This is a genomic window from Mammaliicoccus sp. J-M40, assembly GCF_022386395.1.
Lineage (GTDB): Bacteria > Bacillota > Bacilli > Staphylococcales > Staphylococcaceae > Mammaliicoccus > Mammaliicoccus lentus.
The window spans coordinates 263,122-274,938 of the sequence record NZ_JAJNIQ010000002.1 but is presented as its reverse complement, the minus strand read 5'-3'; the positions used below and the strand labels follow the sequence as shown (position 1 = coordinate 274,938).

Genomic DNA, 11,817 nt, shown 5'->3' with positions numbered 1-11,817 from the left:
CCCTTTTTTAAAACATTGAATAACCGCTTCTTCTTAAATTACGAATAACAAAACCAGCTACTATTGCGCCAACCCATCCAGAACCTAGCATTAAAATATCTGCAGTATGTATATGTGTTATTCCAGTTAATAACTTTGAAAATGCTGTAGAAGGATTAGTGAAATACATTGTTGTTGATATTTTATCAACGATAGCAAATATAACCAATGGATATAATATAACCATCAACCATGTTGTTTTTAGTAGCATGTTCAATATAAAAGCAATACCAAAGAATAATACGAAAAACAATGCCATTGATATAATGACTTGTGGTAAAGATATCATGGCTAACCTCCTTTAAAAAAAGAGACCCGCCTAATGCAGGTCTCTTACTTAATTATCTTGCAATTAAAATTTACCTTTTTTATAGGCTAAACCAAGTCCACCGATTTTGAAGATGGCACGAGTATCAATAACTTTTTTCATGAATGCTGCTTTTTTACCAGTGATTTCACGGCCCATAACAACACCAACACCATCACGGCTACCTAGAGAACAAACAGTACCTTTGTCATCGTAACTAAATGGTTCAGTTTTTTCACCATTGAAGATGTTTTTGATGTTTTCTGCTAAGTGTTCACCTTGTTGCATAGCAATTTGTGCTGTAGTTGGTAATGGACGTTTGTTGTCGCCTTCACCAACCATAACTGCTGAACAGTCACCAATAACGAAGATATCGTCATAGTTATCGATTGATAAGTCGTCTTTAACAACGATACGACCGCGTTTAACGCCATCAAATGATTCTTCCATTAGTTTGCTACCTCTAACACCTGCAGCCCATATAGCAGTGTTAGCTTCTAATGTTTCTTCTTTATCATTTACTTTTACTACGAAGCCTTTTTCGTTACAAGCAACGATTGGAGTTGAGATTTTGAATTCTACACCACGAGCTTCTAAGTATTGAACAACGTAATCAACTAATTCTTCTGAGAACATTGGTAACATTTTTGGTGCTGCTTCAACACAAGTGATTTTCACTTTAGATTGATCTACACCGTATTTTTTACACAACTCAGGAACACGCTCAGTTAATTCACCTAATAATTCAACACCAGTAAATCCTGCGCCACCTACAAGAATAGCTAAATCATTTTCATCTTTTTCTTTAGATGAAGCATAATTTGCAAATCTATCTTCTAAATGTTTCGCGATACGACGAGAAGTATTAATGTTTTCGATTTGAAGAGCATGTTCTTTCATACCTTCAATTCCAAATGTTTCACTTTCAAATCCTAACGCAACAACTAAAATGTCGTAATCAAATACACCATTTGATGTTTCAACATTTTTAGAATCTTTGTTAATTTTAGTTACTTCTGCTTTTACGAAGTTTACTTTGTTTCTATCAACTACTGAAGTTATTGGGTATAAAGCATCTTCATAATTTAACGTACCTGCTGAAGTTTCATGTAACCATGTAGCTTCATAGTGGTAGTCATTTTTGTTAATAAGTGTAAGCTCAACATCTTGGTTAGAAACTAATTTTTGTAATTTAGTTATAGTTTGTAAGCCTGCATATCCTGCCCCTAATACAAGAACTTTTTTGCGTTCAAATCCCATTATTTTCACCTATACTTTCTAAATATTGTTTGACACCTGAAGGGATGTCGTGTCACTTTGTGTTTTTTGTCACAAGCAATTCTAATACTCTTTACATACAAAGTATATTGTATATTTTTATCAATACAATTTCAAGTGTCACACACTATTAATATTAAGGGATTAACAATTCTCTGGTGTACCTGTTACAGTTTTAGTTTTGAATGAGCTTCCGCAACCGCATGAAGCAATTGCATTCGGGTTTTCAATAGAGAATCCGCCACCCATTAATGATGTTTTGAAATCAATTGTAGTGCCATTTAAAATTGGTGCATCTTCTTTGTCTACTAAGACTTTCACACCATAAAATTCTAATTCCATGTCATTTTCAGATGGTTCTTCTTCTGCTGACATTCCGTAAGATAAACCTGTGCAACCTCCACCTTTAACAGAAACTTTTAAGTAACCGTCTGGCATACCATTACTTTCCATCATATCCTTAACTTCATATGCTGCTGCTTCAGTTAAAATTACTGTTGACATAATTTATTCCTCCTTAAAAAATCCAATTTTCTTCTATATGACTATATATATTTTCTAGTAATTCTTCCGGTGTCTCGCCCTTGACCATATCGCCATTTACTAATGCATATAACCCTCTTGCACATGGTCCACAATTTTGTAGACAACCATATTCTAGTACGTCTACATCTGGATCATTGTCGAGCTTGTTAAACACTACATCAGCGCCTTTAGCCAAGTTTGATATACAAAATTCGACAATCGGGTTCAATGTATTCACCTACTCACTTTCGTTTCATTATCTATTTTAACATTCATTGTAGTTTATGCCAAAAACGATTATACTAAATGTATACTTATATATTATAAAATATATACATACAAATTTATAGAAATTTGATTTATGGACAAAGGAGAATAACGATGAAAAGCTTAGTATTATTAGGGGGCGGATACGGTAATATGCGTTTGATGAAGGAAATTATCCCTAACGCTTTACCTTCCGATTATTCAATTACGCTGATTGATCGTATGCCATTTCACGGTTTAAAAACTGAATTTTATACTTTAGCAGCAGGTACAAAACCAGACAAAGAAATTCGAGTAAATTTTCCAAATGACAAGAAAATCAATACCGTATATGGGGAAATTACAGATATTGATTTAGACAATCAAATTATTTCTGTAGGAGACACAAGAGTCGACTATGATGAACTTGTAATTGGTCTGGGTTGTGAAGATAAATATCACAATGTTCCTGGCGCAAAAGAATACACACACAGTATTCAAACTATCCAAAATGCACGAAAAACGTACCAAGCAATATTTGACTTACCAAGTGGTTCTACTGTTGGGGTTGTGGGAGCCGGTTTAAGCGGCATTGAATTAGCAAGTGAACTACGTGAGAGCAGAGAAGATATCAAAATTAAATTATTTGATAGAGGTGCAAGAATTCTCCCAGCATTTCCAGAAAAATTAAGTAAATTCGTAGAAAAATGGTTTGCTAAACATAATGTTGAAGTCATTCCTGAATCAAATATAACGAAAGTTGAGCCGGGTAAATTATACAATAACGATGATGCTCAAGACATAGATTTAGTAGTTTGGACTGCTGGTATTCAACCAGTAGAAATCGTTCGAAATTTACCGGTCGATACTAATGACGGCCGTAGAGTTATCGTCAATCAATATCATCAAATTCCGACATATCCAAATGTATATATTGTTGGTGATTGTGCAGCTTTACCACATGCACCGAGTGCATATTTAGCAGAAATACAAGCTGATCAAATTGCTGAAGTAATGAAACTAAAATGGGCAAATAAACCATTACCAGAAAAAATGCCAGAACTTAAACCACAAGGATTTGTGGGCTCATTAGGAGAAAAACAAGGCTTTGCCTACTTAATGGAACAGACTGTTACCGGTCGATTAGCAAGAGTTATTAAGTCTGGTGTTCTATGGTTATATAAATATCATAACGGATAAGAAAAGTAGCAGAATTCTGCTACTTTTTTATTTCTCATCCACGTGTTCATCTATGAATTTTGTAATCGGTTTGAGTTGAATATAACCATCTGCAACTAATTCATCATTGATTGTAACAAGCGGATAAAACAATTCATCTTCTTTTATTCTTTCAATGAATTGTTGATCATGATCGGTTAAATTTTCAGTTTGTTTCATAAAATCAATATACGTAAATTCGAAGTCTATATGATTATATTTTCTCCCTAGTATAGCTTGCAACCATTCATAAGTGTCTTTTGATGAGGGTGCGTTCACACAACTGGCACAAATAACATCTGCACCATATACGACAATACTTGCTTTGGACATTTATAAAATCCTCCTAGTTCCATAAATAGATTTTTTACGTTATTTCTATTATAATAGATTAATAAGATTAATGTATCTAATAACACTTGATGAGAGGAGTATTAATATATGACTACCGAACAACAAACAATGTTTGATCAAGTTAGTGATGTACTTGAGAAATTAAGACCATTCTTATTACGAGATGGTGGCGACTGTGAATTAGTAGACGTGGATGATGGGATTGTTAAATTACGCCTATTAGGAGCTTGTGGTACTTGCCCAAGTTCTACTATTACATTAAAGGCTGGCATAGAGCGTGCTTTATTAGAAGAAGTACCTGGTGTCGTTGAAGTCGAACAAGTATTCTAACTTAATCATAAAATAATAAACCTAAATATATAAGACATCTATAGAGAGTCAAGGATTTATCCATTAGAATATCTAATGGATAAATCCTTTTTTAATTTCAAGCTTTCAAAATATTTTTTAAATAAAAAAACAGTAGAAATTCAATATTTATAATGAATTTCTACTGTTTTTGTAGTGATAATTATTTCTGTCTGAATTATTAATTGTATTTTCTACTCACATTTTCGTTGTATTCTCCGTTTATATGATTCAACATTTGCTCATTAATATAAACCCAACCTTTCCATCCAATATGGACTGCATCAGTGATTACATAAGGTTCATATTCTTTGTCAGTTAAATCATAAACTTTCATATTATTCGAAGTGATTGTATGATTTATTTTTTGATATACCGCTTCTCTCTTCATTTTATCAACGTGTATATGATCATACCATTTACCGTTAGCAGGTATAACAATAAATAAAGGGTCTGCTTTTGCTTCTTTCAATGTATCTATTAACAACTGTAAATCATCAAATTCTACTGAGTTTTTATTAAATTCATAACTTCGATTAAAACGTTTCCTTTGTTGTTTTAATAAACTCCAATATTGATCGTTCATACCAAATTTATTAGAGGTTGAATTTTGTTCACCATATTGAGAAGCATATAATTTCATTGTTTCCCAATCCATTTTTTAAAAATGTTTATTGTGCGAGTGCTGTAAAGGTGACTTTTCTTTACCAAAAAGAGATTTCAATGCATCATGCTTTTCATGAATACTGTATTCAAAATTATTCATGAAAGTGCCTTCTTTATATTGATGATTTTTCGATTTAATAATAGATTTTAAATAAGGATCAGATTTTAATTGTTTAAATTCTATCAATCGTTTAGCAAATCTATTCTTTATTTCAGGACTTAATGTTTCACTAACAAATAAATGATCTGCTTGTAATGGAGAGAATCTCGCACTAAAATTATCGTTAGTTAAACCATAATTCGTAAACCATTGAGGTGAAATAATAATCGCTAATTTTTTCCCTTTTAGGTTATGAGATTGGCTCCCAATATTTACAGCATGAATCAAGTCAGTAGACCCGCCTGTACCAATTAAATAAGGTTTGAGTTTAGCATTTTTATCATTCAGTATGTACGCAGGATGAAATATATCTTGTTTCTCTAATTCACTAGAACCAAAAATGGGATAGTATTTTCTACTTTGTAACATTTCAGTTTGCGAGTGTACACCTTTTAATATTGAATCATTTAATGAGGTAGCTTCTTTATTGATATTTTCACTTTTTGAAAACGCAGAAAACCATTCTACTGGCATTAATAGAAATAGACCAAACAGTATACCACTAAAAATTAATGGTAATATTAGCTTTATTTTCATTGTAATTCCTTAAGCACTTCTATGATTTTATTTGGTGTTGCCCACTCATCTCTATCAAAATCAGTAATTGTAACGTCAATCCCTAAATTATTTTGAATTTCTATTAATAATCCAACTGTAGCGAATGAATCTATTATACCTTCGTCGAATATTGCAATATCTGGATTTTCTTTAACAATATCATTTTCTGCAACTTCTGCTAATATATCTAAAACTTTTTCTTCAAAACTCATAATTTAACTCCCTTTTTTTAATGTATTAACTTTCCTGAGAATAATAAAAATCCAAATGCAACACTATGGAATGTAATTAGTATCGCTATAAAATTGGTTACTTTATTATTAAATTTAGGTGGATGTTTTTTTCGCCATTGTTCGTAATAGCCATAACCTATGAACAACATTGCGTGATATAAACCATATAGTATGTAATTTATTTCAATTCCATGCCACACACCCATAATTGCAAAGTTTAATAAAAATCCTAAATTAGAAATAAGCAATTTATCTTTAATTAGTTTCTTTTTTGAAACAAAGAATACAAATCTCATATAAACGCAATCTCTAAACCAGAATGACAAACTCATGTGCCATCTATTCCAAAAATCTTTAATATTCTTAGATTGAAAAGGTTTATTAAAGTTGATAGGTGTTTGAATACCGAACATATAGCTAAATGCGATAGCGAATAAGCTATAACCAGCAAAATCAAAGAATAAATAAAAACTATAACCATACATATAAAATAAGTAATTTAAAAACGTATGATCTGTCTCAATTGGTATCGTTTTTAAGACTAATTCATTTATATAAAATGCAATAATATATTTATATAAAAATCCCATAAATACCAAATGGATAGCTTTGATTAACTGATTATAATATTCCTCACCTGATGGAATTTTATTTTCATCTTTAATAAATCTTTTGTATCTATCAATTGGTCCTGATGAAATAGTTGGAAAGAAAGTGATAAAATCTATTAATTTTAATACTTCTATTGATTTAATTCTTTTATCGCGTATTTCCATTATTAATTGGACTGTCTTAAATGTGATATAAGAAATCCCTAAGAAACCTATAAATTCTATCACTTTATTTCCATGTATCGTTATTTGATATTCACCTAGCCAACTACTTTGAAGTACTTTAACGAGTATTAAAGGTAATATTGATAGAAATACCATAAAAGCAAACATCTTAAATTCGTTTACTTTTTTAGTGATATTAATGTAACTTTTTATTAACAGCACTTGATAAATAACATATAAAGTAAAGAAAATAAGTTGATAGCTCAAATACTTATTATCAAATATATTCTTATTATCGTCTGAGAAAATAAGAACGAGCATAACAATTGTGATGAACCTATTATATATAAGACTTCTTTTACCAATTAACCCTAGTATTATGACTGGTAACATCAACAATAAAGTAATAAAGAAATAAGTAAAATCGCCATATGGAATCATGATTCTAACTCCTCTAATACTTTATTTCGATTTAATTTACCATTTGGTGTTAACGGTAAATGATCGGTAAATTTAAACTTTCTAGGAATCATATACTCTGGTAAATGTTGTTTAAGTTCTTGTTTCATCTTGTGTATTAATTCCATATCACTTTCAAGACTTTTTTCTAATAAAACAACCGTCGCATATAAATACTGAACTTTCTCACCTTTTTTAATTGGTGATACAACAGCTTGCTTAACTTGTGACAAACGTTCTAAAATTAATTCTATTTCTTCTAATTCCATGCGATATCCATTAATCTTTATTTGAAAATCTATTCTACCTTGTATGAACCAATAACCTTCTTTATACTCTGCTTTATCTCCTGTGTAATAATGTCTTGTATCGCTTTCAATTCTAAAAGCTTTTTCATTTTTTTCCTTATCTTTTAAATAACCTTTACTGACACTTCTACCACTAATAATGAGCTCTCCATTATCAGCTAATTTAAGCTCTGAATGTTCCCTTACTTTCCCAACTGGTAAAGGGTTAAATGAATCAAGTATATCTTGAGTTATTTGTATACTCGTCACTGCGACTGTAGCTTCTGTTGGACCATATGTATTGTAAACAGTTGCTTCTTTATATTTCTCTATAAGTTTTTGAGCAGTTTTGTGACTGAATATCTCACCACAGAAGAAATATTGTTTTAAGTTAGGATACGTATTATCGTTAAACCCTGGTAACAATAAGCACATTTCAACAAAAGATGGCGTAGAGACCCAACTCTCAATATGTCTATCATTTAACATTTCATAAAGTTCTCTTGGTTTCTCAATCATTTGTTTATCAACAAGCTCTAAAGTACCACCTGACATTAAGCATGGATAAATTGCCATTACAGATAAATCGAATGAAAATGGTGCTTGGTTCAGCCATTTCTTACCTTCGCCTAATTGATTGAGTTTTAGCATCCATTCAGTAAAATCTAATAAACTATCATATGTAATCTGAACGCCTTTAGGTAGCCCCGTGGACCCCGAAGTAAAAATCGTATAAACAATATCTGTCATCTTCAATTGTTTAGTACCTTCGAGGTTAATAGATGCCTCTTTACATTCATTTACAGTTATTTGTTTAATATTCTTTTTATCTAATAAAATTTCAGTAGTATTGAATACATACTTTGGTTCAACTTTATCTATAATGTGTTCTATTCGTTCTTTAGGTATGGAAGTATCAATTGGAACGTAACCTATACCTGCTTTAATACTTGCTATCATACCTACAATCATAAATGGTGACATATGGCCATAAATTACAAGAGGCTGAGATGTATCTTTTAACAAAGTTGCTAATTTACTTGAATAAATATCTAAATCTTTATATGTCATCATATTATTTCTATAGCAAATCGCTTCATTATCACCATGATTATCGCTCATGTATGATAACTGTTCTATGACGTCTCTCATAAACATACTCCTTTACTAAAACTCATTGTAAATGAAATTATTGCTCGCACTTCCACCAGCATAAATCCAAAATAAAATAAGCATGATTAGGAAATAGAAAATGGTTAAACTAAATAGTTTAAAATTCTCAGAGTTAATAAATTCTCTAATTTTTTCCATTGATAATCTCCTTTTGTTTTTATTCTATTTTTATATTATATGTATAATTAAGATTTTTATCAATCAAAATATGTAAAAAACTTGAATTAAAAGGAAGTTTATTGAATATGATTACATCGTTTTTAAAGGTTTAAATAGCTTTAAAGCGCTAAATATAAAGGAACTTATATTATTAAAATTTTCCAAATGTTATAACATAAAAGCAGAGGATATTCTTATTAATTTAAGAATATCCTCTGCTTTTATTTAAACTATTTATTAACCGGTGTAATTGGTGAATCTCCATTTATAATTTTTTCTGCGTTATCAACGCAAAGTTGAACCATATTATTTCTCGTTTCAATTGAACTACTACCTATGTGTGGGACAACAATAATTTCATCCATATTTAAAAATGGGTGGTCATTTGCTATTGGCTCGTTTTCAACGACGTCTAATGCTGCTCCACGAATTTCATTTTGTTTAATAGCTTCAATTAAATCCGATTCGATGACATGTCCACCTCTACCAATATTTACAAAGATAGCTGATGATTTCATCTTACTGAAAGTTTCTTTATTGAATTTACCTTTTGTTTCCTCTGTTAAAGGTGCTGTACATACAACGAAGTCGCTTTCTGTCAATAAATCATCCATTGATTTATATTTTACACCTAATTCTTGTTCGGCTTTTTCTTTTCTGGAACGATTATGATAAAGAACATTACAGTTAAAACCTTTTAACCTTCTAGCAAATGCTTCACCTATTGACCCCATTCCATATACCCCAACTGTAGAACCATGAATATCCTGACCAGCTAACAAGTAAGGTCCCCAACTTTGCCATTTTCCATCTTTTACGTATTCTACCGCTTCAACAATTCTTCTGGCAGCTGTTAACATTAGTGTGAATCCTAATTCAGCCGTTGTTTCAGTTAACACATCAGGTGTGTTCGTAACAATTACACCTTTACTTTTAGCTAGTTCAAGGTCGATGTTATCATAGCCAACTGCTAAATTTACAACACCTTTAACATTCGTAGCAGAATCGAAAAATGATTGATCGATTTTTTCACTAAGAGTGGTAATGACAACTGTAGCCTCTTTAGAGCGTTTTAAAAATTCTTCTCGAGGCATTGGTTCTAACTCACTATCCCAAACATCTACTTCAGCAAATTGCTTCATTTGATCTATGAACTCTTGAGGTAATAATCTTGCAACTAATATTTTATCTCTCATTCTTCTCATCTCCTAAACAATTTATTCAATAATTTCTAGTAAGTTTTTAATACTATAAGTAGGCAACACTTCTTTTCTCTGAATTTCTTCAAATGTTGTAACACCCGTATGAACATGTAATGTATCTATACCACTATTAATACCAGCTAAAATATCAGTATCATAAAGATCACCTATCATGATACATTCTTCTTTAGCATGACCGATTTTTTCTAATGCTTGTTCCATAATAATAGTTTCTGGTTTTCCTATAAATATAGGTGTTTGGCCAGTTGATACACTCACTACGCTCGTTAAAGAACCGTTACCTGGAAGAAAACCTCTTTCTTTCGGAATAGAAACATCTTTATTTGTTGAAATAAATTTAGCACCATTACGAACTGCAAGACAAGCTACAGTTAACTTCTCATATGTAATTTCTTCATCTAATCCCATTACAACATAATCAACATGCTCATCATCTTTAACAATTAATCCGGCATCATTTAGTGACTTTCTAAGTCCAGTGCCACCTACCATGTATACAGTTGCACCAGGAGATTCTTCACTAATATATCCAGCTGTCGCCATAGCTGTAGTAATCACATGCTCACTAGAAGTATGAAAACCTATTTCATTTAATTTTTCCGCTACTTCTTCAGGTGTCTTTGAAGAATTATTCGTAACAAATAAGTAGTCTTTATCTTCTTTATTCAAATAATCTATAAATTCAATGGCACCTTCAATAACTTGTGAACCTTTATACATCGTGCCATCTAAATCTATTAAATAACCTTTATAATCTTTCATTCTTATCTCCTTCTCCAAATGCAGTTACGGCTACATTTTCATTCTCTAAAAAGTGTTTCGTATCAACAATAGACTGCTTATAAAAAGGCACTGCTTTTTCAAAACCTTTTCTTAATTCAGCGTGGTTAATTGATTCATAATTACGTGTTAATTCTTTTCTAAAATCAATTGAGTTTCTGATTTCTTCTGCAGTTGTAGGTTGGAATACTTTTTCTAATTCCATAATATCAATGACATCTTTGTAATTACCCGGATCTCTTAAAATAAATGCATCGATAATTAAATTACCTATATCTACCACAGATTCAATCATCATGTGAGCGATTCTTTCTAAAGCATATTTTGAATTTTTTTCTGTTTCAAAATCTTGTGTAAGTTGTTCTAAATATTCTAATTTAAGATTAAGTGTTTTAATATCTACAAAATACATGTAGATCCCTCCTATTCATCTATTATGATATCATAATTTTGAATTGTAAGGCATTGCTCTGTATACTAATAAGATAAACGAAGCTTTAAAATAAAGGAGCCATAACAATGATAGAAATGTTTTTATATGACGACCAAAGCGAAGCAAAAATTCAGTTCGTAGGTTTTGTAGGCGAACATAGCCGATATGATTTAACTTTAATTTATACAGATCGTCATTTCGGTAAGACAATCGTATTAAACACACAAAATAATACTTTTGGCATAATTGGTAAAGACGATTTAGAAGAAGAAGGTTATATCAGTCATGTTCTAGGTTTATCAGAAGAAGAAGGCGAAGAAGTAACAGAATATTTACATGAAGTAATTGATATATAATTAAAAAAGTTTTTGATAAAGATTAAAATAATAAACAAAATTAGCTTTATCTATTAAAAAACCATAAAAATAAGAGGGCGGGACATAAAGTTGTCTCACCCTCTTATTAGATTTTCTATCACATTAATCCAACTACACATACTTTTATTGGATTTTCCATCACGTTAATCCAACTACACGCCTCTTATTGGATTTTCTATCACATTAATCCAACTAAACATACTTTTATTGGATTTTCT

15 protein-coding genes and 1 pseudogene are annotated in these 11,817 nt (G+C 31.0%); 3 read left to right on the top strand and 13 right to left on the bottom strand.

The genetic code is table 11. The features are described 5' to 3' along the window. Positions 1–7 precede the first annotated feature (7 nt). The 4 genes from LQ688_RS04020 to LQ688_RS04005 all read right to left on the bottom strand — a co-directional run bounded on the left by LQ688_RS04020 (position 8) and on the right by LQ688_RS04005 (position 2,378). Positions 8–328: a YuiB family protein gene (locus LQ688_RS04020; RefSeq protein ID WP_017001037.1), complete on the bottom strand. Its 321-nt coding sequence runs from the start codon at positions 326–328 to the stop codon at positions 8–10. Between the two features lie 63 nt (positions 329–391). Next, the gene (locus LQ688_RS04015; protein WP_017001038.1) at positions 392–1,606 is read right to left on the bottom strand and encodes an NAD(P)/FAD-dependent oxidoreductase; all 1,215 of its coding nucleotides are present in this window, start codon (positions 1,604–1,606) and stop codon (positions 392–394) included. 162 nt (positions 1,607–1,768) lie between these two features. Beyond that, complete coding sequence (locus LQ688_RS04010) at positions 1,769–2,128, bottom strand: HesB/IscA family protein (RefSeq protein WP_017001039.1); 360 nt, start codon at positions 2,126–2,128, stop codon at positions 1,769–1,771. A 13-nt stretch (positions 2,129–2,141) separates the two neighbouring features. Beyond that, a complete protein-coding gene (locus LQ688_RS04005; RefSeq protein WP_017001040.1) occupies positions 2,142–2,378 on the bottom strand; it encodes a YuzB family protein in 237 nt (78 codons plus the stop codon). Between the two features lie 152 nt (positions 2,379–2,530). Here LQ688_RS04005 and LQ688_RS04000 point away from each other — a divergent pair, with 152 nt between their 5' ends. Further along, positions 2,531–3,595: an NAD(P)/FAD-dependent oxidoreductase gene (locus LQ688_RS04000; RefSeq protein WP_017001041.1), complete on the top strand. Its 1,065-nt coding sequence runs from the start codon at positions 2,531–2,533 to the stop codon at positions 3,593–3,595. A gap of 27 nt (positions 3,596–3,622) precedes the next feature. Here LQ688_RS04000 and LQ688_RS03995 read toward each other — a convergent pair whose 3' ends face one another. Further along, positions 3,623–3,946 carry a YuzD family protein gene (locus LQ688_RS03995; protein ID WP_064205346.1) on the bottom strand — a complete coding sequence of 108 codons (324 nt, stop codon included), beginning with the start codon at positions 3,944–3,946 and terminating at the stop codon, positions 3,623–3,625. A 108-nt stretch (positions 3,947–4,054) separates the two neighbouring features. Between LQ688_RS03995 and LQ688_RS03990 the strand changes: the two genes are divergently transcribed. Next, positions 4,055–4,297 (top strand): NifU family protein, encoded by a 243-nt coding sequence (locus tag LQ688_RS03990; protein WP_017001072.1) that lies wholly within the window; start codon positions 4,055–4,057, stop codon positions 4,295–4,297. 199 nt (positions 4,298–4,496) lie between these two features. Here the strand turns inward: LQ688_RS03990 and dltD are convergent. The 8 genes and pseudogenes from dltD to LQ688_RS03950 all read right to left on the bottom strand — a co-directional run bounded on the left by dltD (position 4,497) and on the right by LQ688_RS03950 (position 11,201). Continuing rightward, a pseudogene (gene dltD, locus LQ688_RS03985) lies at positions 4,497–5,678 on the bottom strand (D-alanyl-lipoteichoic acid biosynthesis protein DltD). Then, complete coding sequence (gene dltC, locus LQ688_RS03980; RefSeq protein ID WP_064205348.1) at positions 5,675–5,911, bottom strand: D-alanine--poly(phosphoribitol) ligase subunit 2; 237 nt, start codon at positions 5,909–5,911, stop codon at positions 5,675–5,677. Before dltC ends, dltD begins: the two are co-directional and overlap by 4 nt. A gap of 17 nt (positions 5,912–5,928) precedes the next feature. Continuing rightward, positions 5,929–7,149 carry a D-alanyl-lipoteichoic acid biosynthesis protein DltB gene (dltB, locus tag LQ688_RS03975; RefSeq protein WP_218729861.1) on the bottom strand — a complete coding sequence of 407 codons (1,221 nt, stop codon included), beginning with the start codon at positions 7,147–7,149 and terminating at the stop codon, positions 5,929–5,931. Next, positions 7,146–8,606, bottom strand: a complete 1,461-nt coding sequence (dltA, locus tag LQ688_RS03970; protein WP_239752639.1) for a D-alanine--poly(phosphoribitol) ligase subunit DltA — start codon at positions 8,604–8,606, stop codon at positions 7,146–7,148. Before dltA ends, dltB begins: the two co-directional genes overlap by 4 nt. Before the next feature lie 15 nt (positions 8,607–8,621). After that, complete coding sequence (locus LQ688_RS14005; protein ID WP_017001077.1) at positions 8,622–8,765, bottom strand: teichoic acid D-Ala incorporation-associated protein DltX; 144 nt, start codon at positions 8,763–8,765, stop codon at positions 8,622–8,624. Positions 8,766–9,016: 251 nt separating this feature from the next. Continuing rightward, entirely contained in the window at positions 9,017–9,982 is a 966-nt protein-coding gene (locus tag LQ688_RS03960; protein WP_135031234.1) for a 2-hydroxyacid dehydrogenase, read from the bottom strand. 21 nt (positions 9,983–10,003) lie between these two features. Next, positions 10,004–10,771: a TIGR01457 family HAD-type hydrolase gene (locus LQ688_RS03955; protein WP_064211452.1), complete on the bottom strand. Its 768-nt coding sequence runs from the start codon at positions 10,769–10,771 to the stop codon at positions 10,004–10,006. Continuing rightward, complete coding sequence (locus LQ688_RS03950; RefSeq protein ID WP_070044943.1) at positions 10,758–11,201, bottom strand: DUF86 domain-containing protein; 444 nt, start codon at positions 11,199–11,201, stop codon at positions 10,758–10,760. Before LQ688_RS03950 ends, LQ688_RS03955 begins: the two co-directional genes overlap by 14 nt. A gap of 107 nt (positions 11,202–11,308) precedes the next feature. On the opposite strand from LQ688_RS03950, the gene LQ688_RS03945 reads away from it, so the two are divergent. Then, complete coding sequence (locus LQ688_RS03945; RefSeq protein WP_016999766.1) at positions 11,309–11,578, top strand: DUF3055 domain-containing protein; 270 nt, start codon at positions 11,309–11,311, stop codon at positions 11,576–11,578. The last annotated feature ends 239 nt before the right edge of the window (positions 11,579–11,817 follow it).